Genomic DNA, 22693 nt, shown 5'->3' on the forward strand with positions numbered 1-22693 from the left:
ACTACCCAAACCGCACCGGAGGACTTCAACCTCACCACCCGGCACCGCTTCGTTCTGCGTCGCTGCATCAGCAGCAGAGAAACGAGATTATGAAGAACTTTCGCTTCGCCGTCAACAGGTTTCTTTAACTTCCCAAACCCGCCCGACTCACCGCAAACCCCCGCCATTGCTGGCTCTCCCGCTTCCCCGTGCCCCGGTATCCGAAGCACGAAAGAGCGAGATTCTAGCGACCCACGACGGGCCTGGCAAGCGTTATTTTGACGCACAGACATCGCGCCGGACTTGGCACGAAGTGTTGGAAACAGACTCGATCGAAGCTCGTTGCTCAGGCCGTCGCGCGACTGGTCATAACGCGTTCGACCACGCTCAAGAAATGGTCCAGATCCGGCGTGGCCCGATTCGCTTCTTTCGCAAGATCGTCCCATCTGCGGAGGCTCAATGCGTCGTTCGCATAGGGCTTCTGCATGAACGTCGCCGCATCTTCCTTGCTGAAGATGCCGCCCTGCAATTCCAGGCTGCGCACGGAGTCGGCGGAAAGCTGGCCGAAATAGGTTTCGTCGATGGCGCACAGGCAGCGCTTTGCGTCGACGTGCAGGCGGATCGGCTCCAGCACCGCGTCCGACAACACCGGCCGCAAAAACGGCAACGCAAAATATTGATGCAGATCGTCGATGCCGCGCTCAGTCGGCGTTTCGCCTTGCAAATTCAGCAGATGGCCGAGGTCGTGCAGAAACGCGGCGGCCACCAGCTCGTCGTTCGCGCCCGCGGCTTCGGCCAATGCGCCGCTTTGCAACGCATGTTCAAGTTGCGTCACCGGCTCGCCGCTATAGGCGAGGTTGCCGTACTGCTCGTATAGCGAGCGGATGTCGCTCAAACTCAATGCCACGTTCTTACTCCCACGGTAATGAAAAGGTCTTCAGATTGGTGAAGCTTTTCATCGCCTCCTGAACACCTTCCTTGTAGCCCAGCCCGGAATCCTTGATGCCGCCGAACGGCGTCAGCTCGGTGCGATAGCCGGGCACTTCCCATACGTTGACCGTCCCCACGCGCAATTCGTTGACGAAGCGCGTGATCGCGTCCTGTCGGTTCGTGCAGACACCCGACGACAACCCGAACGGCGTGCCGTTACTGATCGCGATCGCGTCGTCGAGGGTATCGAAGGCGATGATCGGCGACACCGGCCCGAACGTTTCCTCGCGCACGAGCGTCATCGACGGATCGACGCGGTCGAGCACGGTCGGCGAATAGAGCGCGCCGCGGCGCTGGTTGCCGCACAACAGACGCGCCCCGCTCGCCACCGCCTCGTTGACGCGCGCCTCGAACAGTTCGGCCGCGGCGACGTCGATCACGGTGCCCATCTGATTCGCCGCGTCGAACGGATCGCCGAACGACCACGCACGCGTTTTCTCCACGACGAGTTCCGTGAACTCGTCCACGACGCCGCGCTGCACGAGCATGCGCTTGACCGCCGTGCAGCGCTGCCCGCTGTTCTTGTACGAGCCTTGCACCGCGAGTGTCGCCGCGCGCTCGAGATCGGCGTCGTCGAGCACGATCAGCGGATCGTTGCCGCCGAGTTCCAGCACGACGCGCCGGTATGCCGCCTTCGACGCGATGGCTTTGCCGATCGCCACGCCGCCGGTAAACGTAACGAGTTCGACGAGCGGATGCGTAATCAGCTCGTCGGCGATTTCGCGCGGATCGCCGGTCAACACCTGGAGCATCGGCGCGGGCAAACCGGCTTCGTAGAGAATGTCCGCGAGATAGAAGGCCGACAGCGGCACTTTCTCGGACGGCTTCAGCACGACGCGATTATTCGTCGCGATTGCCGGCGCGATTTTGTGCGCGACCTGGTTCATCGGATGGTTGAACGGCGTGATCGCGACGATCACACCCGCCAGCGGCTCGCGCTGCGAAAACACCCGGCGCTTCTTGCCATGCGGCGTGAGATCGCAGGAAAAACTCTGGGCGTCGTCGCGCAAGGCTTCGATCGACGCGAACTTGAACACGTCGGCCACACGACCGATCTCGTAGCGCGAGTCCTGCTTCGACAAACCCGCTTCGAGCGAAATCAGATCCGACGCTTCCTCGCTGCGCTCGCGCAGCAGCGCTCCGGCCCGTTCGAGAATCTGCGAACGCTCGTAGCGCGTGAGCTTCGCCTGATACGCAACCGCATAATCGAACGCGGCCCGCACGTCGTCGACGCTCGCAAGCGGCGCCGTACCGACACGCGTTCCGCTATACGGATCGAACACGTCGAGCGTGCGTTCGCGCGTGGCGCGCTCGCCTTTGAGCCGCAGTGCTTCCGCGCGAAACGCCGGATGGTCCTGCAGCATCGCGTTCATGATGCCGACACGTGATTCAGCGCGACATCGAAGATATCGAAGTTGCGCAGACGCTTGCCCGGCGACAACCCTTCGATGCGCCGGTTGAACAGCAACGGCACTTCCTGCTCCGAAATACCGCCGTGCGAACGCAGCGGCACCGTCAGGCCGGACAGATCGTGTTCCACGCGACGCGTGCCGAGCACCACGTGCTTCGTGCTCACCACCACGATGTCGCCGACGCGGTCGTTCGGCAACTCGAAGCGTTCGCAAGCGGCGCGATTGTCGAGCACGGTTTCGATGCCCTGCAGCGCGCCGATCCGCTCGATCACTTGCGTAACACTCACGTCGTGCGGCAGATAGATCGTGGCGAACGAACCGAGCGCGCCGTGATGCACCACGTACGGGTCGGTAATCGGCAGAATCACGCGCGCCTTGCCGTGACCGAGCCAGTCGTCGAGTACGTCCTGCAGATAGATCACGTTCGGCTCGCCGGTCTGCGGGTCGTGCTTGGCGTTCATGCCGTGGTCGGCGGTCAGGCCGATCACCCAGCCGAGCGCGTCGAGCTTCGCGAGATAGCCATCCATCATCGCGTAGAAATCGTTCGCGCCTTGCGTGCCGGGCGCCCACTTGTGCTGGATGTAATCGGTGGTGGACAGATACATCAGATCGAGTTGCCGGGTCTGCGCGAGCCGCACGCCGGCGGCAAACACGAACTCGGACAAGCCCGCGCTATAGACGTCCGGCACGGGCAGGCCGACCAGATCGAGCACGTCGTCGATACCGTTTTCTTCGCGCGTCACCTTGTCGGCTTTCTCGGCGGAGAAGCAGATGCCGTTCAGCTGCCAGCCGAGCAACCGGCGCAACTTGTCTTTCGCGGTGACCACGGCGACCTTCGCGCCCGCGTTGGCGGCGGCAGCCAGCAACGTGCCGGCGCGCAGATAGGCCGGATCGTTCATCATGACTTCCGCGCCTTCGCCGCCGTTCGCGTCCGGGTCCCAGAAATAGTTGCCGCAGATGCCGTGGACCGACGGCGGCACGCCGCACACGATCGACAGGTTGTTCGGATTGGTGAACGACGGCACGACGCAGTCGCCCTTGAAGGCCGAACCGCGCTCCAGCATCCTGCCGATGAACGGCGCGACGCCGGCCGCGACCGCGGCTTCGAGATAATCGTATTCGCATCCGTCGACGCACACCACGACTGTAGGTTGCGTGGACAGCCGGTAGCTGCGGCCGTTGACGTCGATCGTGCGTTCGTCTGAATGTGCCATCGTTTCCTTCCATGCATGCCGGGCGTGAGCCCAGTCATCGAAAAACCCGTCAACCGCCCTCGTCGGACGCCGGCGTCAACACGACGCCGAGCGGCCCCGACGGCCCCGCCGTCTCGCACGCTTCGTGCGCGCGCCGCAACCCGCCGTCGACATGCGCCTGCATCAGCGCGGCGGCCTGCTCGGCGTCGCGCGAAGCGAGTGCCGTCAGAATCGCGCGATGCTCGGCGAGCGAACGCTCCATCGCGCCTTCGTGCGCCACCAGCGCGGCACGCCGAAACAGACTCAATTCGCTGACCAGCCTGCGGTACGTCTCGTAGAGCTTGACGTTGCCCGCCGCCGCGACGAGCGCGTCGTGAAACGCCACGTTGGCACGCGCGTAAGCGTCGTGATCCTGCACGTCGAGCGCGGCGCGCATGCCGTCGAGCCATTCGCGCAGCACCGCGAGCCGCTTTGCGTCGATGTTCGGCGCCAGCATCCGGCAAGCCGCTTCTTCGAGCACGGCGCGCACCGCGTAAATCTCGTCGGCCTCCGCCAGCGACACCGTCCGCACGAACACGCCGCGATTCTTCTCGGTGCGCACCAGACCCGCCTGCTCCAGCGCGCGGAACGCCTCGCGCACCGGACCGCGCGACACCTGCAACCGCGCCGCCCAGTCGGCCTCGTTGAGCTTGTCGCCGGGCGCGAGCGCTCCTTCGACGATGTGCCGCTCGATTTCCTCGCGCACCAGCGTCGTGAGCGAATGCCTGCGTACAACCTCAATCGGATCGACAGAAGCAGTGTGCATAAATTCGGTCATTTTGGCAACTTTTGCCACATCGCACATCGAAAGGTGAATGCGTGCGTGCCGTCACAGCACGCCGGCACATTCATCGGAAGTCGCGCGTCAGTCCGCCCGACGGCGTGGCACACGCGCGGCGATCAGCAGCAGCGCGGCGAGCGAGACCAGCAGCAGGATCAGCGAAAGCGCGGACGCCGGCAGGTAATAACCGCGCTCCACCTGTCCGACCACGACGATCGGCACGGTCGCAAAACCCGGCGGATAGACGGTGAGCGTGGCGCCCAGTTCGCCGAGCGAGAGCGCGAAGCCGAGCGCGAGACTGGCGCGGATGGCCGGCACCAGTTGCGGCAGCACGACGCGGCGCAACACCATCGAAGGCGGCGCACCGAGGCTCGCCGCCGCTTCGCGCAGGATGGTCAATTCAGGGCGCAGCGCGGCGGCCGCGCAGCGATAGCAGAACGGCAACACCAGTGCGAGCTGGACGAACACCACGATCGCCGCCGAGCTCGACAGATCGACCGGTCGCTTGTGATACGCGATCAGCACGGCGAGCCCGAGCACGACGCTCGGCACGCCGTTCGGCATCATCGCGATGGTGTCGACGAATGCACCGAGGCCGCGCCGGTCGCGTCCTTCGAGCGCGAGCGCCAGCCACAGGCCGAGGATCGTGCCGAGGACGGCCACACCCATGCCGATTTCGAGGCTCGTGGTGAGCGCGTCGAAGTCGCTGGAGCCGAGACGCTCGAACCAGCGCATGCTGAAACCGTCCGGCAGAATCGTGCCGGACCAGTGCGCGGCCACGCTCGAGAGCGCCACCACCAGCACGGGCAGCACGAACAGCCAGAAGCACAGCAGCGCGGCGAAGCCGAGAAACAGACTGCCGAGCACGCGCACCAGCAGGCTGCGGCGCACCGGCCGCGCCTTCTTGTGCATGACCGGCAGAACGGTCGGGTCGAGTTCAACGGCCATGGCCCGCTCCTTTCACCTTGCGACGGTTGACCTGGCGGTACAACGCGTACAGCGACAAAGACATCAGCAGCATCACGACGGCGCCGGCGGCGGCCGTCGGCAGATCGAGGTCGACGGTGGCGGAACTGTAGATCGCGACCGGCAACGTGATCAGATGCGCGCTGCCGAGCACCAGCAGAATGCCGAACTCGTTGAGCGTCAGCAGAAAACAGAGAATCGTGCCGGCGGCGATGCCCGGCCACGCGAGCGGCAGGATCACCTTGTACGCGACCATCCAGCCGTTCGCGCCGAGGCTGCGCGCGGCTTCGATCAGACGCATGTCGAGCGTGGCGAACGACGCCAGCGTGGGACGCACCACGAAGGGCGCGTAAAACACCACCTCGGCGAGAATCACGCCGCCCACGCCGAACAGGAAGTCGAGCGGCGGCGCCTGCAGATGAAACAGCCGCTGCAATCCGATACTGACCGACCCTTGCGAGCCGTACAGAAAGATCAGCGTGAACGCCACCAGAAACGACGGAAACGCGACGAACAGTTCGAGAAAACGCGTCACCATGCGCGCGCCGGGAAACGGCTTGAAGAACAGCAGCGAAGCCAGCGCGACGCCGAGCAGCGAAGCAAGACCCGCGCTCGCAAAGAGAATCCACAGGGTCGTGCCGACCACGCCGCGCGTCTCCGGATTGCCGAAGAAGTTCGAGTAGGCCTGCACGCTCAAACCGTGCGGCCCGCTCAGGCTCAACAGCACCAGACGCACGAGCGGATAGATCACCAGCGGCCCGAGAATCACGACCGCGATGAACAGCAGATGCCATTGCGCGGCGCGCTCGCGACGCTTCACCGAGGCTGCGTGCGAAGCCGCGCTCGCATCGCGGCGCGCCTGAGCGTCGGCGCCGGACGACGCGGACAGATCAGGGGTTGATAAGGACGACATCGTCAGCCTCGTAACGCAGGGAAACTCGCGCGCCCTTCTCCGGCATCATGCCGTGACCGCGCTGCATGGTGACGAGCACCGGTTCGTTCGGCATCGCGTCGAGCGCGACCGACACCGACAACACCGCGCCATACCATTCCACCGAAGCAATCGCTCCGTGCAACTGGCCTTCGCCGAGCGGCACGATGCGCAGCGCTTCGGGCCGCAGACAGGCGACGCGTTCGCGTTCGTTGTAGCGGGCGTCGCCGAGGCTGAAGGCGACTTTCGGCGGCAGCAGATTGGCCGCGCCCAGATAACGCGCGACGAAGCCGTCGTTCGGCGTGTCGTACAGCTGTTGCGGCGTACCGAGCTGGGCGATGCGGCCTTCGCGCATCAGCAGCGTGCGATCGGACAGCACCAGCGCGTCGTCCTGGTCGTGCGTCACGCACACGATAGTGAGGTTCGGCAGGCGCTCGTGCAGCGCCTTCAACTCAGAGCGCACCGACGCGCGCAGGTTGGCGTCGAGCGCGGAAAGCGGTTCGTCGAGCAGCAGCACGTCCGGCTCGATCACCAGCGCGCGCGCCAGCGCCACGCGCTGTTGCATGCCGCCGGACAGTTGCGCAGGCATTACATGACCGGCGTCGCCGAGTTGAACCAGCTTGAGCGCGTCGGCGACGCGTCGCGCGACGTCTTTGGCCGGCGTGCGACGCGCGCGCAGGCCGAATGCCACGTTATCGAATACGGAGAGATGCGGAAACAGCGCGTAGCTTTGAAACAGCAAGCCGAGATTGCGCTTGTGCGGCGGCACGTGGGTGAGATCGTGACCGGCGACGGTCAGCGTACCCGAGAGCCCGTCCGCTTCGATAAACCCGGCGATGAAACGCAACAGCGTAGTCTTGCCGCAGCCGCTGCGACCGAGCACGGTCAGCAATTCGCCGCGCTGGATGGTCAACGACAGATCGTCGAGCACGGTGCGCGAACCGAAACGCACGGTCAGATGATCGATCTGCACGCCGCCCGGCGTGTTCGAACGCGCGGCATCGAGCGCGTCCGGTGAGGCGCCGAGCGCGCCTGGGTGAGCAAGACTGGCCGTATTCACCGGGTTCATCCTCCAACTGAATTAATGCTGACGCGGCGTCCCACGCTTTCGAGCGGGACGCCGCCTGATTCGACTACCTGAAACTCTGCTGACGGCTTACTTCGGCTTGACGACTTCGATCTGCTTGCCCGACGAACCGATCACGTCGTTCTTCCAGCGCGCGGTCCAGTCCGCCTTCTTCGCCATCACCTGGTTCCAGTCCACCGGAATCAGCTTGACGCCGGCGATCGCCTGCTTGACGGCTTCGCCGTTCTTGCCGGCGAGCGGCACGTCGGTGCGACCCGGAATGCCGAAGATGTCCGGCACCTTGGCCTGCACGTCGGTCGACATCAGATAGTCGATCAGCTTCTTGCCTTCGGCCTGGTTCGGGCCGCCCTTGATCAGGCCGATTGCATACGGCAACTGGAACGTCGTGGGCTGACCGCCCGCGCTGGCGGCGAGGAACACCGGCTTGAGCGACAGGCCGCCGTTGGCTGCGTCGTCGAGGTCCATCTGCAGGTCGCCGTTAGCCACTGCGATTTCGTTGCGCGAGAGCAGCACGTCGAGATAACCCGTGCCCTTGGTGTGGAACTTGGCGCTGTTTTCGAGCTTCTTGAGATAGTCGAACGCCTTGTCTTCACCCATCAGCGACGAGGTCAGGATGATGACGGCCATGCCGTCGCCGGCCGTGGCCGGGTTCGAGTAAGCGATCTTGCCGGTGAAGTCCGGGTGCAGCAGGTCGGCGAAAGTCTTCGGCTGGGTCTTCGTGACTTCCGGGTTGATCGCGAACGAGAAGTAGTTGTTCACGAAGGTCGCCCACGCGCCGTTCGGCGCCTTGGCGATGGCCGGCACGTTCTTGTAGTTGGCGCTCTGGTACGCCTGCAGCAAGCCAGCCTGGTCGGCCTGCTGGATGAACGGCGGCAGCGTGACGAGCACGTCGGCCTTCGGCTGGTCTTTTTCGATGGTGGCGCGGTTCACCACTTCACCGCTACCTGCCGTGACGATGTTGACCTTCACGCCTTCTTTCTTTTCGAAAGCGGGCAGCACGTCCTTGTAGAGGTTTTCGAGGCCATCGGCCGTGTACAGCACCACTGCGTCGGCCGCGTGGGCCTGGACTGCCACGCCGCCGAATGCCGCTGCGGCGACCAGCGCCGGCAACAGCTTGCGTGCGAGGCCAGCCTTGGCGTGAAGGGAATTCGTCTTTGTCATGTCGCTCTCTCCGAAAGGCAAAAAACCAGACGGTCGGGATATCCCGATACCTGTTGTGATTTGAACGGCGGTCGCGCCGCCCCGCTTGCGTGTTGCCCGCAGCCAGCGGCCGTGCATCTGTTTCGCGTTTTGCGGCGCGTCGCCGTGCGTTCGTCGCACCGCGGCGTGGATTGCAGATTGCCGACAACTTTGCTGCCTCTTCCCCAGCCTGACTTACAGCTCACCTACCGCACTCGCGCTGCCTGCCATGCCTGAACGGGCACGGCAAGGATCACAGGTTTCCGTGACAACGCCATGACGATTCTGTCGAATTCCAAAAAATGACACAATTCGCCAATAATATCCAAGTCAAACTTTTCATCAAGCGGTATCAAGCGGTGTCCCGGCGATGAATGTCGACCCGGCTATCGGGCGATGCTACATGGCGAAAATGACGGTCTAAGCGTATCGATTCGAGGCAGCGGCAGATTCGCGCCACGGGCGACGTGGCGGGCCGCTTCCGGACAACGGCGCGTATTGTGCCCGTCCGGTCGGGATATTGCAGGCAAAGAGGATCGCGTGGGTGCGATCGAGGGTGCGACGGATGCCGCGCGAGTGAGGCCGACGCGTCGCGCCGAGCGGCGCGGCCCGATAAGTGGCCCTATGAGTGGCCCAATGCGCGACCTGATGCGCGGTCGAACACGACGGCGCTACGCGATGAGGATTTCCGGACCATGCGCCGTGATCGCCTTGCCGAGCGCCTTGTCGGGCGCGAGCTCGGTGACCAGATAGCGCGCCGCTTCGATACCGTTGATGCGCACCGGCGTCACGCGTCCGAACTTCGAATGGTCCGCGACCACGACGACCGTGTCGGCCGCGGCGATCATCCGGCTGCGCACTTCGGCGGCCATGCGGCTGTAATCGGTCAGATAGCCGTCGGGCGAGATTCCGCCCGCGCCGATGAAGGCGAAGTCGGCGTGATACTGCGTGAGCTGATGCACGGTATCGAGACCGAAGGTGGCGTCTTCGATATCCGACAGCTCGCCGCCCAGCAGCGTGATGCGGTTGTCGTTGCGACGGCCGAGCAGCAGCGCGATGCGCCAGTCGTTGGTATAGACCGAGAGACGATGCCGGTCGAGCAGCGCGCGCGCCACGGCTTGCGTCGTGCTGCCGGAATCGATGATGAGCGACGCGCCGTCCGGCACGAACTCCGCCGCGCGTTCGCCGATCGCCCGCTTGGCGCCCGCGTTGGCCGCTTCGCGCGTGTCGAGGTCGGGCTCGCGGCGGTCGCTGGACAGCGCGCCGCCGTGCGTCGTCACCAGCAGCCCTCGCCCCGCGAGCGCATTGAGATCGCGGCGAATCGTTTCGCGCGACACGTTCAGTTCGCGCACCAGCTCCGCTACGGAGAGCGCGCCGGTTTTGGCGACTTGCGCCAGGATGTATTGGTGACGTTGTTCTGCGAGCATCTGTTGAGAGCCGGAGGCCGGCGTGCCTGGGTTTCGCCACGGTTTAAGAAGGCCGGCGTATTGTAGTACGCGTGGCGCGACGATGCTCCTCTTCGGTGCGCTTCCCTGCTACCCTGACGGCTTGACCGCGCGTTGACCGCAGATTGCCGCGCCGGATCGATCCCGATCCTCTGCTGCAACGCATGGTCCGTCAACCGAACTGCCGATGCCGCCACTGTTTCGCCGCCTACTACTGCTGTTCCACGCGCTGCGTTACGGCGCGCGTCTGATCTGGCTGGCCGCTCCCGCCGATCACAAACTGCACTGGATGATCCAACTGGTGGGACGCGTGCATGCGTCGGAGCGCAGCCGCGACAGTCTGCACGGCGTGCTGCCCGCGCTCGGGCCGCTCGCGGGCCGCTTCGCGCAGGTGCTGGTCGAACGGCCGGAGCTGGCGAGCGGCACGCTGCACGACGCGATCGACGCCATCGATCACCTCGAAACACCGTTGCCGCCGAATGAAGCCGCCATTGCGCTTGCACATGCTTTCAATCGCCCGCTCGCCACGCTCTTCAGCGCCGTCGACCTCGTAGCGGTGCGCGGCGGCTTCGCCGAACAGACGCATTTCGCGCGGCTCCTCTCGCCCGTCAACGGACATGACGAAGTCGCGATCAAACTCGTGCGCGTCGATCTCCTCCAGCAGATCGGCGACGAACTCGCCTTGCTGCGCTGGGTCGCACGCTGGCTGGAAAAACTCTCGGCGAGCGCCCGTCGCCTGCAGTTGCGCGCGCTCGCGCAAAGCTTCTCCGACGACATCCAGCGCCGCTTCGATCTGCGCGCGGAAGCGGCCAACCTCAGCCAGACCGGTCATCACTTCGACGGCGACAAGCGCATCGTGGTGCCCGACGTGATCTGGGACCTGTGCACGAACTACACGCTCACCATGCAGCGCATCAACACGCTGCCTGCCAACGACCTGCCCGGTCTGCATGCGCATCGGGTGAAACTCGCGCCGCTCGCCGCGCATATCGTCGAGGTGGTGACCGAGCAGGCGTTCGAGCACGGCTTTTTTCACGCCACGCTGGACGCCCGCCGGGTACGCGTGAGCATCGAACCGGACACCCTGGGCCGCCTGGTGCTCGCGGAATTCTCGATCATGTCGAGTCTCTCCACGGGCGAGCGCGAATTTTTCGTGCACGGCGCGACCGCTCTCTTCGATCAGGATTACGGGCGCCTTGCGGAACTGCATCGCGATGCAGGCCACGTGCCGCACGACACGCGCGCCGAAATGCTCGAAGCGGAATTGCGCACGCGGGCCGAAGCGCATTTCGCCGCCGAGCCCGAAGACCGTTCGGCGGGTTCGCTGTTTCATCATCTGCTACACGCCGTGCATCCATTCGACGGCGCGGTGCCCGCGCGTCTCGCCACGGCACAGCGTTCGTTTCATCAGGCGGAGATGCTGGCACGGGCGCTGCATCCGGGCGTCGATACGTGGAACATCGCGCGCGGCGTGCTCTCGGGCATCGCCCAGCGCGACGTCGATCATCGCGGCTGGATCAAGCGCATCGCGCGCGAACTGCCGCATCTCGCGCACATGCTGCCGCGCGTGCCGCAACTGGCGGTGCGCTATCTGCAACACGAACACGATCGCGCGCGCACGCCCCGGCAAAACGCGCAATTGATGCTGGACGTCCGGCGCGAATACCGCCGCACACGCGCGCTGTTATGGGCTTGCGCGGTATGCGGCGGCCTGCTGGGCGCGGGCACGGCCTTGCTGTTGCGTTGACGCGTTGCCGGACTGGCTGGCCAGAACTGGCTGACAAGACTCGCGTGGCGGAACGCAATGAACGGCTTCGGCCGACGGTGACAGCGCCTGAACCGCGCTGTGCAGCTTCGAACAAGACGAGCCTTCCGCGCGTCGTCATGATGGCGGTTTTTCCTGGCTCGTTCTTCCATGCTTGCTTCGCTTAGCGCTGTCGTCTTCGTCGTGCTCTGGTCGACCGGCTTCGTGGTCGCCCGCGCGATCACGCCGTACGCCGACCCCAATCTGTTTCTGCTCGCGCGCTTCGGCGGCACGGCGGTGCTGTTCGCACTGGCCGCGTTAGCGGCGCGCGCCGCCTGGCCGCGCGGACGCGATCTCGGCAAACACCTGGTAGCGGGCGCGTTGCTGCAAGGCGTCTACCTGGGCGCAGGCTACTGGGCCGTGGCGCAAGGTTTGAGCGCCGGCGTAATGGCGCTGCTCGGCGCGCTGCAGCCGCTGGCCACTGCGGCGGTCGCGGCACCGCTCTTCGGAGAGCGGCTCTCGAAACGCGGCTGGGCGGGTATGGCGCTCGGTCTGCTCGGCGTCGCGCTGGTGCTCGAGCCGAAGCTCGCCAGCGCGGCACCGCCGACGCCGCATGGCGACGCTCCGCCCTGGCTCGTCGTCCTCATTTCGATCGTCGCGGTCGGCGCGATCACGGCGGGCACCCTGTTTCAGAAGACGTCGCTTGCCAAAGCCGATATTCGCAGCGCGAGCGCCGTGCAGAATTTCGGTGCCGCAGTGGTTGCCGCGACTTTCGCGCTCGCGCTGGGCGAGCATCGCTGGATCGCCTCGCCGACGCTCTGGGCGTCGCTCGCGTGGGGGATCGTGATGCTGTCGGGTATCAGCGTGACGTTGCTGGTGTGGATGGTCAGACGCGGCAATGCGGCGCGCGCCACGGCGCTGGTGTTTCTCGCGCCGCCGCTTGCCGCACTCGAGGGCTATCTGGGTTTCGGCGAAACGCTGCTGCCGGTGCAGCTGGCGGGATTCGTCGCGGCGCTGGTGGGGGTCATGCTGGCGCGTTCGTGAGCGTGGGGATGCGGCGTTTTCGCGGTTTGCTCGGTTTGCTCGCCCGTCAGTCGGCAGTATCCCCACCGGCCGGCATTTTTGCGCGCGCTTTGCTGCCCGGCGCCGGCGACCACGCCGGGCGGCCCTTGCGAGCCGAATCCACCACGACGATGTAGCGCCCCGCCCACGGCATGACCTGCCGATCGCTTTTGAGTAGCCACAACGATTTGCCGGAATCGACCAGCGCGACGTACTCGGCGTCGAGAATGCCGTAGTGGTCGAGAAACGTGTTGAGCGACGCCGGAATCCGCACGCAGCCTTTCGAGTGACGGATGCCGAGCAAGGGTTCGAGGCGGTCCGGATCGGTTGCGTGCATCTGAAAACGCATCTGCGACATGCCACCCTTGCCCCAGCCGCGCTCGCCCTGCGCCCAACCGAGATCGAAGATACGCATGTCGCGCTTGCCGTAGCCGCGAATGCGGTTTTCGTTCAAGGTGCCTTCGGAGCGAAAATCCATGTTCGACGGCGTGTGCTCGAACACGCCGAGCGGCGTGACGAAATGATCGTGCTCGCCGGGACGTCCGGTCGACACCGGCGCCGCGCCGATCATCTGCCAGACGTCGGACGGCGTGGCGCGAAAATAGATGAAGAGCGCCTGCGTGTTCGAATCGCGATCCACCAGCACCACGTACTCGCCCGACAGATCGCCCAAGGTATGCGCGCCGAGTGCGGTTTCCAGACGCTCGCCGTATGCACGCTGCTCGGCGGCCGGCACCTTCAGGCGACGCGTGACGTCCTGCGCAAACACATCGCGCAACAGAAACGCGCGACGCGGATCGACGACACCAGCGGCATCCGGCGCGGCGACCGCGGCGGCATCGAGCGCGGCCGGCGGACGACTGGCCGCGGGCGACGGCGCGGCGCTGGCCGCACCACACGACAATGCCCAAAGCGACGTGCAGAATAAGGTGCAAACGGCAAGGCGCAGCAAACGCGATGCAGGCGATGCAGTTGACGCACGAGTCAAACGGAGCAGCGCAGTCAGTCTGCGCGCGAGGCGCGCGACCCACGCTGCCGCCGCTCGGTCGTCCGGACACGACAATGCATCCCGACGATTCACCGTCGCGGAATCAGGGCGGTCCGAGACAGGCTGGCCAGGCCGATTCGGGTAGTTCATCACTTAATTTGACTAAACCTGTTTATTATTGGCTTTCGCGCGCTTATTGCAGCACTCGGAGCAAAGATGCTACTCAGCGGATTGCAATCTGTCGATCGAAAATCAATGAACCGGATCATCTTGCTGTAATAACGTGTCAGTTTTGACATCGCGCAAGCACGGTGAAAAGGTGTAATGCGAATTAAAGCGGCTTAATTGTTAAATTCTTTGACGCGCAGTCGTCGCGTGCGCAATGCCAGTCCGCAAAACAGTTCGAGGAGAAGGTAATAACCATGACGCAATCCGATCAAGCCGCACGCCAGACCCGCATCGCCGCGGAAATGCATGTCGGCGCAGACTTCAACGCCACGCAGGAAATCGAACGCCGCGTGGCCTTCCTGGCCGATTATCTGCGCAGCAGCGGCCTGAAAACCTATGTGCTGGGAATTAGCGGCGGCGTCGATTCGACAACCGCCGGGCGGCTCGCGCAACTGTCGGTGGAAAAACTGCGCGCTGAACATTACAACGCGCATTTCGTCGCGATACGTTTGCCCTACGGCATACAGAAAGACGAAGCCGATGCGCAACTGGCATTACAGTTTATTCGCGCGGATGAAAATCTTTCCATCGATATTAAACCCGCCGCCGACGCCATGCTTGCCGCACTGGATATCAGCGGCGTTCGTTTCAAGGACGATTTCCAGCAGGATTTCATTCACGGCAATATCAAGGCGCGCCAGCGCATGATCGCGCAATACGCGGTGGCCGGCGCACGCAGCGGCGTGGTGATCGGTACGGACCACGCGGCGGAATCGGTCATGGGATTTTTTACGAAGTTCGGCGACGGCGGCGCTGACATTTTGCCTTTGGCCGGTCTGAACAAGCGCCGCGTACGCGCGGTGGCCAAAGCGTTGGGCGCGCCCGAAGCGCTCGCCCACAAGGTGCCGACGGCCGACCTCGAAATGCTGCGCCCGTTGCGACCCGATGAAGACGCCTACGGCATTCCCTACGACGCCATCGACGACTTCCTGGAAGACAAACCGGTAAGCGACACCGCGCGCGAGACTATCCTGCGCTTCTACGACCTCACGCAACACAAACGCGCGCTGCCGTACACGCCGTTCGACTGGCCGACGCCGCAAAAATAACCCGCGCTGACGCCCGCCGGGCAACGCCCTCGCACGTTCAACCCGCGGCGGGCGGCTCGTCCGAAAACAGGTCCGCGCTCGCTTCGAGCGCGAGTCCGCCGAGTTGCTTGCCGTGGATCTGCCGCGCAATCACGTCGCCCACATACGGCACGTTCGCGTCCAGTTCGACGGCGGCGTAAGCGTCGGGCTTGCCGACGTTCACCACTTCGATATGTTTCGCGTAGTGCCCGAGCTCCTGCTTGAGAAAATCACGCACTTCCTGCTCGCTGCACGATTCCGCTATGTTGCGCACGATCAGGTTCATGCGGCCTACCCTCGGCGCGAGCCGCGGCCATCGTTAGACTGCACGCGCACGGGACGCAGCGCGGCGCGCTGCTTTTCCTGCTGCGCGGCGAGTTCGCGGATTACTGCGGCACCGGCGGCGGCCAATGCGGCCAATGTCAGGTAGAAGGCAATCATTCAAATCTCCCCTTCGAATTTCGTCCTGTTTTCAGGATAGACCTGAATAACAGAGAAAGCGATGTGACACATTGTCGTAAAACAACGAAGCTAAATGCCCGTTAATGCACTGTACCTGAATAAGCGCCGGAAAAAATCGCAAAACACATGTGCAATCCGTGACGCAAACCCGGCATCGACCAAAAACATTCGTTCACGCGCTTTCGTCAGACGCAAAAACCGGGCCGCGCCGTCTACATCGAAACGGGGAAGCGCACTTCGCATCATGCGGAGAGCGCACCTGAAAGCGGGCTGATCAACCGGTCAGTCCGCTGCTTGTACATTGGCCGCGCTGACCCACCACGCATTGTCGCCCTTCGGCAGTCGAACCAGCACGGCGGACGGATCGTCGACGCCGTCGTCCGCGATTTCGCACACGGCGAGCCCGTCCGGCAAACGCTTCACCTGCCCGGCCGCCTGGAACAGCGCGACGCGCTGCGCGTTCAACGGACGCAACTGGCGATACACATCGAAACTGATCGCAGCCGGCACGTCGCCGCGAATCTGCAGCGCGTCGGCGGTGCCGCAGCGCGACGGTTCGGCGGCCAATGCCGCCGTGCTGCCGAACAAAGCGGCACAGGCGCAGGCCAGAGCGGCAAGACGTGAATAGGTCATCGAGATTCTCCGAAAAAATTACAAAGCCGCGCGTCGCGAAGGACGCGCCGCATAACTGGGTGGATGCGTCGAACCAGAGCAACGAAACCCGGCATGCACGTTCGAGCGCACGCGTTCGAGCACAGGACAGCCATCTCGCGCATCAAGGCGCGCCGTCGTGCTCCGCCGGTTCGCGTTCGCCGCCGGCGACATCGAGCCGGCTGACATCGCAGGACGTCTGGCCGAACCCCGAATACACCGCGGACCATTGTCCGACGATGGTTGCTTGCGCCTGAGCGAGACTCAGCTTGCCTTCGCAGACGCAGCGCTTGAGCATGACGGCCGCGCGCGCCTTGCGACGCTCGCCCTGATGGCCCGCCCACGGCAAAAGATCGAGATTGGCCGGCGCATCCGGCGACCCGCCGAGCACGATCGGCACGCGGCGGTCGAGCGCGAGTGCAAGACCGTCCTCGCTGTCCAGACCGCGCGCCGCGAGCAGACGGTCTTTGTGCGCCATGAGTTGATCGAGTGGCGGAGCGACGGTGTCCGCGTAGCCGGGCCGGCAAATCGTTTTGCTGACGGACTGCTCCGTGACGCGCTCGTCGAGCATCGACGCGTCCTGTGCGCACGCGTCGCCCACACGCAGGGTGAAGAGTGCCGCGAGGCCTAGAAGAACCGCGACGCGAGACACGAGGCGCGGCCCGCCGACGCCGCGCACGAAGTCGCGCCGACGCATCCGCGCCGGCGCAATCGCTTCGTCTTTACTGTTGCCCGCAACGCTTCCCGACGGAAAGCGATGCCTGTCTGCCATGCCTGCGTTCATTCGTTGGCGCACCCGAAACGGCGCGCAATGGTTCAATTCGCAGACTAATTAAAACACATTCAATATGAATAGGTAAAAAACTCGCGCTGGCGGCAGGCGCTTGCGGGACGCCAGCCACACTAACTCTTCGACACCCGCGCCTGCAGCGCGCGGATGCGCAACACCGCGTGCGTGTCCGACACGGTCGCTTCGTACATCTTCGCCAGATCGGCCTTGAGCGCCGTGCGCGAGCCACCGTCCAGATAGACCATGTGCCCGGACGGATAGAAGCGCGCCGACAGATTCTGCCGGACCTGCTGGCTGACGAGCGGCATCTGCTGCAGATCCAGCACGGTCTGGTAAAACGGCGTGACCCAGTCGTAGAAGCCGTTTGCCGACAGCACCTTGAGGTCGGGATTGAGCGCCATCACCGCCGCGAGATCGCCCGCGGTGTAGAGGATGATGTTGCCCTTGGCGTCCACGCCCTTCTGCGCGCCGGTCGGGTCGATGTGGCTGAAGTCCCAGTACTGGAACGCCTGGTCATTCAGATCCGTGAACGACGAGTTCGAGGTGTATTTCAGCTGCTCGTTCAGATACACGTTCCACATCGTCGTGTAGACGCCCGTCACCGCCGTCATGGTCGGGTCGTTGCCGCCCGAGTTCGGATCGATCTTGCCGGCGATACCCGTGCTGATGGCCGTGACGCGGCCGTCGTATTCGCCGAGCGCAACGCCTTTGGACTTCAGCAGCGTGGTCAGAAAAAGCGAGTTGCCGCGGCTGTCGTAAGAGGCGATGTCGAGGCTCCACGCCAGCAAGGTGGTTTTGTCGATGCCGGTGTATTCGCTGAGCTTTTCCACCGTGGCGGAATCAGTGGTCGGAAATTTACGCAACGCCGCGAGATAATCGGTGCGCGCGAACTGCGCCACTTCCTCGGCGAACGCGCCGAGGTCGGTGGGACGCGGCGCGATGCCGAGCTTCTTGTGGTACCACGCGTCCGCGGCGGCGGTCGGCAGCGCGCCGACCGGATTGCCCGACTGCGTGTAGTCGAGAATCGACGACTGCAGCGTTATGCCGTTCAGATCGACGCCGTCTTCATGCAAGCGGTAGGCGAGCACGCAACTGCGCGCGGTGCCGTACGACTCGCCGAACAGGTATTTCGGCGAATTCCAGCGGTTGTTCTTCGTCAGGAAGCGCTTGATGAACTGCTTGATCGAGTCCGCGTCCTGGTCGACGCCCCAGAAATCGCGGTTCTTTTTCGGCGCGATGGCGGCCGAATAACCCGTGCCCACGGGATTGATGAACACGAGGTCGCTCTTGTCGAGCAGGCTGTCGGGGTTGTCTTCCATCGAATACGGCGCGGGCGGCGTGAAGCCCGGCATCGACGTCTTTATGCGGCGCGGCGCGAACGATCCCAGCAGCACGAATACCGACGACGAACCCGGACCGCCGTTATAGAAAAACGTCAGCGGCCGTGCTTCTTCTTTCTGGTTGTCCTGCGTGAACGCCACGTAGAACATCTTCGCCTCGGGCTGCGAACTGCTCGGATCGACGATCACGAGATGCCCGACCGTGGCCGTGTAATTGATCTTCTTGCCGCCGATGGTGGCGGCATGATGCGTGATCGCCGCGCTCTCGGAGGTGTCGGTCACGGCGTCATCTGGACCGTTGCCGTACGCCACCGGATCGAAGAACGGCTGATCGCCGGCATGATGCGCGCCGGCGGCCTCGGCTTTATGTGACGACTGCGCACTAACAGAAGCTGAATCGGTATTCGTCATGATCGCTCCATGGGTTCGTGAACGTCCTGCGTTTTTGCCTTGTTCTGCCCTGCCTGCAGCTTTGCAGACTATAGTGCCGCCGCCACCTTCTGACCATTCGGACTACCGAGACCCGTGCAGGCATCCCAGCCGGTCGACGCCGCGAAGCTGCCGTTGTTGCCCTGCGTGATGTCGTTGCAAACTCCCGCCGCCTTGTACAGCTTCGGATTGACGAGACCGGCCGGCTGGCCTTTCGTGGCGTTGATCCGGGCGATCAGCGCGGCCCACAGCGGCGCTACCGCGCTGGTGCCGCCGACCACGGTCTGCGTGCCGTCTATCAGCACGCTGTAGCCGGTCACCGGCGACGCGTCGCCGGCCACGTCGGGCACGCCGCGACCGCTGAGCGCGGTCTTGCCGCCGCCAGTTGCCGTCGCCGACAGGCCCTTCTGCCAGACCGGCACGGGAAACGCCCGGCTGACGCCACCGCCGGTTGCGCCGCCTTGCGCGCCGTCGTTCCAGACCACCTCATGCGAGATCGTATTGCCCGATGCGCTCAGGTTGGTGCCGCCGCACGCCAGCACGTACGGACTCGACGCCGGGAAGTCGACTACGTCGCCGCCGGAGCCGTCGCTCGATCCGCTGTCACCCGATGCCGCGCACACGGTGACGCCGAGCGCCGCCGCCGACTGCAGCACGCCGTTGAATGCCTTGAGCGATTGCGCGGTCCAGTTCGACTCGGGTCCGCCCCAGCTGATCGAAATCACCGAAGGCTTGTTGGCGGTGTCGTGCACCGCGCGGCTGACCGCGTCGATGAAACCGGCGTCGCTGTTCTGCGTGAAGTACACCGCGATGGTCGCGCCGGGCGCAATCGCGCCGACGATCTCGATGTCCAGCGTGACCTCGCCGTCCGGCCCGTTCGGATCGCCGCTCGGCTGATTGCTGCCCTGATCGACACCGACCGCTTTCACCGTGGGCGAGGTCACGCCCAGACTCGCGAAATAGCTCTTGAGATCGCTGGTTTCGTAGCCGCCGCCGAGTTCTATGATGCCGACGCACTCGCCGCTGCCGTCGCCTTGCGGAAACTGGTAGAGCGAAGCGAGTTGCAGCGGTGTGAACGACACCTGATGCCCGCGCGCCGGCTGGAAAGGCGGACGGATGCGGAAATGCGGACGCGCCTGCGGCCGGTTGTCGAGCCCGAGCACCGCCTCGACCACGCCATGCAGATCGTCCGGTACGCTGATCGAACCGGTGCGGCCGCGAAACTGCGCCGCCGTGTGATGCTGGTAATGTTCGAGCTTGACGCCGAACGCCGTCTCGAACTGCGCGATCGTGCCGCTCAGCGCCACGGAGCGCGCCGCCGGGTCTTCCCGCACGACGCTCAGACCATGGGCGGCGGCGAACGCCTTCACTTTGGCAACGTCGTCCGGCGCCGCGCCGTAGTCTTTGGCAAGCGCCTCGCGCGACAGCGGCTTGACGCTCGGGTCGCCGGCCTCGATCCGGCCCATCAGCGCATCGAACTGCGCCTGCTGCTGACGGCGCAGCACCACGAAAACTTCGATCTGTTGCGCGGGATCGCATTGTCCGATCAGCTTCGAACCCTGCTCTACCGTTCGCTCGCTTCCTGGCAGCACATGCTTGTTGGCCATGGTGTCGACTCTCCTGTTAGCGTGACTGCCGGGCTGCGCGTCGACGTAGCTCAATGGCATGTCGATGGCGCATCGGTTGTGTGTCGATTACGCATCGATTACACGAGCCCGGCATGGCACGCAGCTTCGCAACCTCGATGCCTGACAGGCGCCGCAAGTCGCTATTTTTCGAGGACTGCATCCAACCGTCCGACCAATCCATTCGAACACAGTTCCGGCGCGCGCGGGAGTCGTCCGGATGGCCAGGGTCCGCCCACCGATGCGCAGGCGCTCGCGCTATCATGCTGCAGCGGCAATCCAGCCGTTACATTGCCTCGCGCGCTGTCCGCGCGCACGATCCGAGAATCAGAGGAAGCCCATGTCAATTTCGATGTATCAAGCATCAGTGCCCGTGCTGGTGCGTGGCCTGACCAACCTGCAAGCCATCCTCGGCAAGGCCGAAGTTCACGCTGCCGAGAAACAGATCGACCCGTCCGTATTCACGAATGCCCGCCTCGCCCCGGACATGCTGCCGCTCACGCGTCAGGTCTACATTGCAAGCGACACGGCGAAAGGCTGCGTCGCGCGTCTCGCGGACGTCGAAGCACCGAAGTATGAAGACGTCGAACAGACCTTTGAAGAACTGCAAGCCCGCCTTCAAAAAACGATCGACTATCTGAAGGAATTCAACGCACAACAGATCGACGGCTCGGAAACGCGCGCCGTCACGTTGAAGATGCGCAGCGGTGCGGTCGAGTTCACCGGCATGTCGTATCTGCTGGGATTCGTGTTGCCGAATTTTTACTTCCACGTCACGACGGCCTACGACATCCTGCGTCATAACGGCGTGGAACTCGGCAAGCTGGATTACCTGGGCGGCATCAAGTAATACCCGGTGCAGCCGCGCTGAGCAGCGCGCCGTTGGGCATACCGGAGAGGTTGGTGTGCTTTGCGGCGTCTCACCGCCGCGCGTTCACACGCGCGGCTGGAAAGCGATGATCGCCATGCCGGCAAGCGTGAACGCGACCCCGGCGGCGTCCCAAAGCGTGGGTCGCATTTTGTCGACGCACCAGAGCCAGACGATGGCCACCGCCACGTACACGCCGCCGTAAGCGGCATAAACGCGACCCGCGGCAGCGCCATGCAAGGTCAACAGCCACGCGAACAGTGCGAGGCTCAACGCGCCCGGCACGAGCAGCCAGATGGAACCCCCGTCCTTGAGCCAGCGCCACGGTAGATAGCAGCCGAGAATCTCGGCAACGGCGGTTACCACATAAAGCAGAAAAGTTTTCATCGACGGAGAAAAGAGTTGTGTCGCCGCTCTTCGTTCACTGGCGGTCTATCGGCTTTATTAACACAATCACTTGGCGTGCGGGCATGGCACATGCGAGAGTCTTCGCATCTCTCACCTGTCAGCCCTCCGTCATGAGCGTAGATTCTCCCTGCATCGACATCTGCAAGTTCGACAGCAAAACCGGTTTTTGCATCGGCTGCATGCGCACGCGCGACGAATGCAAAAGCTGGAAAAAGATGAAAGACAAGCACCGCCGGAAGATCATCGAAGATCGCTCGCGGCGCGAACACAAGCTCAACAAGTGAGCATGAGCGGCGGCTCGGGCGCCGCGACTCATAACGAGTTCAGATCCCACTCACGACAAAGCCGCAACCGGACTTCAATCGAGTGAAAGCCGCAACGCGAATCCGATCAGCGCTGCTGAAAACGTCCAGCGCTGAAGGGTTTGCGCGAGCGGATGGGCCCGCATCCAGCCCGCGATGCGCGCCGCGCCGATTGCATACATGGCGTCGAAGCATGCGCCGATCAGCAGCAATACCACACCCAGTTCGATCATCTGGAACGCGACGGGTCCCGCTTCGGGCCGCACGAATTGCGGTAGCAGCACGGAGCAGAACAGCAGCGCTTTCGGATTGAGCAGGTTGGTCAGCAAGCCTTTGACGAAGGACGCGCGCAACGAGCTCGCCGCCGTATCCGCCGGTACGCCTGCCGGCAACGCGAACACCGGCGAGCGGAAGATCTGGATGCCGACCCACGCCAGATAGATCGCGCCGCCGTAGCGCACGATCTCGTAGAGCCACGGCGCATTGCGCAACAGCGCGGCGACGCCGCAAGCAGACAGCGTGACGTGCACCGCTCGCGCCACGCCGAGGCCGCCGGCGGCGGCAAAACCGCTGCGCACGCCGCGACCGATACTGGTCTGCAACACCAGCGCCATGTCCGGTCCGGGCACGGCATACACCACGACGAGCGCGGCAATAAATACAACCAGAAGATGGGCGGAAATCATGATGAAACCTCGCTTTCGAGGCCTCTATCTTGCGTTCGTCG

Annotated in this window: 23 protein-coding genes; 5 read left to right on the forward strand and 18 right to left on the reverse strand. The window is 64.1% G+C overall.

What is annotated here, in order from left to right; translation table 11 throughout:
• Positions 1-325: 325 nt before the first annotated feature.
• From P3T18_RS19530 to P3T18_RS19570, 9 genes are all read right to left on the reverse strand, one after another.
• Positions 326-886: a phosphonate degradation HD-domain oxygenase gene (locus P3T18_RS19530; protein ID WP_429301605.1), complete on the reverse strand. Its 561-nt coding sequence runs from the start codon at positions 884-886 to the stop codon at positions 326-328.
• 4 nt (positions 887-890) lie between these two features.
• Complete coding sequence (gene phnY, locus P3T18_RS19535; protein WP_429301606.1) at positions 891-2342, reverse strand: phosphonoacetaldehyde dehydrogenase; 1452 nt, start codon at positions 2340-2342, stop codon at positions 891-893.
• Entirely contained in the window at positions 2339-3595 is a 1257-nt protein-coding gene (gene phnA, locus P3T18_RS19540; RefSeq protein WP_429301607.1) for a phosphonoacetate hydrolase, read from the reverse strand. The genes phnY and phnA overlap by 4 nt, the downstream gene beginning before the upstream one ends.
• A 49-nt stretch (positions 3596-3644) precedes the next feature.
• Positions 3645-4391 carry a phosphonate utilization associated transcriptional regulator gene (locus tag P3T18_RS19545; protein WP_429301608.1) on the reverse strand — a complete coding sequence of 249 codons (747 nt, stop codon included), beginning with the start codon at positions 4389-4391 and terminating at the stop codon, positions 3645-3647.
• 87 nt (positions 4392-4478) lie between these two features.
• The gene (gene phnV / locus P3T18_RS19550; RefSeq protein WP_429301609.1) at positions 4479-5342 is read right to left on the reverse strand and encodes a 2-aminoethylphosphonate ABC transport system, membrane component PhnV; all 864 of its coding nucleotides are present in this window, start codon (positions 5340-5342) and stop codon (positions 4479-4481) included.
• Positions 5332-6273 (reverse strand): 2-aminoethylphosphonate ABC transporter permease subunit, encoded by a 942-nt coding sequence (locus tag P3T18_RS19555; RefSeq protein WP_429301610.1) that lies wholly within the window; start codon positions 6271-6273, stop codon positions 5332-5334. Before P3T18_RS19555 ends, phnV begins: the two co-directional genes overlap by 11 nt.
• Positions 6251-7351, reverse strand: a complete 1101-nt coding sequence (phnT, locus tag P3T18_RS19560; protein WP_429301611.1) for a 2-aminoethylphosphonate ABC transport system ATP-binding subunit PhnT — start codon at positions 7349-7351, stop codon at positions 6251-6253. The genes P3T18_RS19555 and phnT overlap by 23 nt, the downstream gene beginning before the upstream one ends.
• Before the next feature lie 96 nt (positions 7352-7447).
• Positions 7448-8539 carry a 2-aminoethylphosphonate ABC transporter substrate-binding protein gene (gene phnS / locus P3T18_RS19565; protein ID WP_429301612.1) on the reverse strand — a complete coding sequence of 364 codons (1092 nt, stop codon included), beginning with the start codon at positions 8537-8539 and terminating at the stop codon, positions 7448-7450.
• Between the two features lie 689 nt (positions 8540-9228).
• The gene (locus P3T18_RS19570; protein ID WP_429301613.1) at positions 9229-9984 is read right to left on the reverse strand and encodes a DeoR/GlpR family DNA-binding transcription regulator; all 756 of its coding nucleotides are present in this window, start codon (positions 9982-9984) and stop codon (positions 9229-9231) included.
• 205 nt (positions 9985-10189) lie between these two features.
• On the opposite strand from P3T18_RS19570, the gene P3T18_RS19575 reads away from it, so the two are divergent.
• Both P3T18_RS19575 and P3T18_RS19580 read left to right on the forward strand, forming a co-directional pair.
• The gene (locus tag P3T18_RS19575; RefSeq protein WP_429301614.1) at positions 10190-11749 is read left to right on the forward strand and encodes an ABC1 kinase family protein; all 1560 of its coding nucleotides are present in this window, start codon (positions 10190-10192) and stop codon (positions 11747-11749) included.
• A gap of 168 nt (positions 11750-11917) precedes the next feature.
• On the forward strand, positions 11918-12790 hold the full coding sequence (locus P3T18_RS19580; protein ID WP_429301615.1) for a DMT family transporter: 873 nt from the start codon (positions 11918-11920) through the stop codon (positions 12788-12790).
• Between the two features lie 46 nt (positions 12791-12836).
• Here the strand turns inward: P3T18_RS19580 and P3T18_RS19585 are convergent, their stop codons facing one another.
• Positions 12837-13946, reverse strand: coding sequence for a L,D-transpeptidase (locus P3T18_RS19585; protein ID WP_429301616.1), 1110 nt, complete (start codon positions 13944-13946; stop codon positions 12837-12839).
• Between the two features lie 272 nt (positions 13947-14218).
• Between P3T18_RS19585 and nadE the strand changes: the two genes are divergently transcribed.
• Positions 14219-15073 (forward strand): ammonia-dependent NAD(+) synthetase, encoded by an 855-nt coding sequence (nadE, locus tag P3T18_RS19590; protein ID WP_429301617.1) that lies wholly within the window; start codon positions 14219-14221, stop codon positions 15071-15073.
• A 37-nt stretch (positions 15074-15110) separates the two neighbouring features.
• On the opposite strand, the gene P3T18_RS19595 is transcribed toward nadE, so the two are convergent.
• From P3T18_RS19595 to P3T18_RS19620, 6 genes are all read right to left on the reverse strand, one after another.
• Positions 15111-15377: an RNA-binding protein gene (locus tag P3T18_RS19595; RefSeq protein ID WP_429301618.1), complete on the reverse strand. Its 267-nt coding sequence runs from the start codon at positions 15375-15377 to the stop codon at positions 15111-15113.
• Between the two features lie 5 nt (positions 15378-15382).
• Entirely contained in the window at positions 15383-15532 is a 150-nt protein-coding gene (locus P3T18_RS19600) for a hypothetical protein (protein ID WP_429301619.1), read from the reverse strand.
• A gap of 303 nt (positions 15533-15835) precedes the next feature.
• Entirely contained in the window at positions 15836-16186 is a 351-nt protein-coding gene (locus P3T18_RS19605) for a hypothetical protein (protein WP_429301620.1), read from the reverse strand.
• 142 nt (positions 16187-16328) lie between these two features.
• The gene (locus tag P3T18_RS19610; RefSeq protein ID WP_429301621.1) at positions 16329-16988 is read right to left on the reverse strand and encodes a hypothetical protein; all 660 of its coding nucleotides are present in this window, start codon (positions 16986-16988) and stop codon (positions 16329-16331) included.
• A 119-nt stretch (positions 16989-17107) separates the two neighbouring features.
• Positions 17108-18745: a S10 family peptidase gene (locus P3T18_RS19615; RefSeq protein ID WP_429301622.1), complete on the reverse strand. Its 1638-nt coding sequence runs from the start codon at positions 18743-18745 to the stop codon at positions 17108-17110.
• 68 nt (positions 18746-18813) lie between these two features.
• Positions 18814-20370: a S53 family peptidase gene (locus P3T18_RS19620; RefSeq protein WP_429301623.1), complete on the reverse strand. Its 1557-nt coding sequence runs from the start codon at positions 20368-20370 to the stop codon at positions 18814-18816.
• Between the two features lie 358 nt (positions 20371-20728).
• Between P3T18_RS19620 and P3T18_RS19625 the strand changes: the two genes are divergently transcribed.
• Positions 20729-21238 (forward strand): DUF1993 domain-containing protein, encoded by a 510-nt coding sequence (locus tag P3T18_RS19625; protein WP_429301624.1) that lies wholly within the window; start codon positions 20729-20731, stop codon positions 21236-21238.
• A gap of 84 nt (positions 21239-21322) precedes the next feature.
• On the opposite strand, the gene P3T18_RS19630 is transcribed toward P3T18_RS19625, so the two are convergent.
• Positions 21323-21643 (reverse strand): YnfA family protein, encoded by a 321-nt coding sequence (locus P3T18_RS19630; protein WP_429301625.1) that lies wholly within the window; start codon positions 21641-21643, stop codon positions 21323-21325.
• A 131-nt stretch (positions 21644-21774) separates the two neighbouring features.
• On the opposite strand from P3T18_RS19630, the gene P3T18_RS19635 reads away from it, so the two are divergent.
• Positions 21775-21948, forward strand: a complete 174-nt coding sequence (locus P3T18_RS19635; RefSeq protein ID WP_429302078.1) for a DUF1289 domain-containing protein — start codon at positions 21775-21777, stop codon at positions 21946-21948.
• A gap of 74 nt (positions 21949-22022) precedes the next feature.
• Here P3T18_RS19635 and P3T18_RS19640 read toward each other — a convergent pair whose 3' ends face one another.
• A complete protein-coding gene (locus tag P3T18_RS19640; RefSeq protein WP_429301626.1) occupies positions 22023-22652 on the reverse strand; it encodes a LysE family translocator in 630 nt (209 codons plus the stop codon).
• Positions 22653-22693: the final 41 nt, after the last annotated feature.

This window comes from Paraburkholderia sp. GAS199 (assembly GCF_050436585.1).
Lineage (GTDB): Bacteria > Pseudomonadota > Gammaproteobacteria > Burkholderiales > Burkholderiaceae > Paraburkholderia.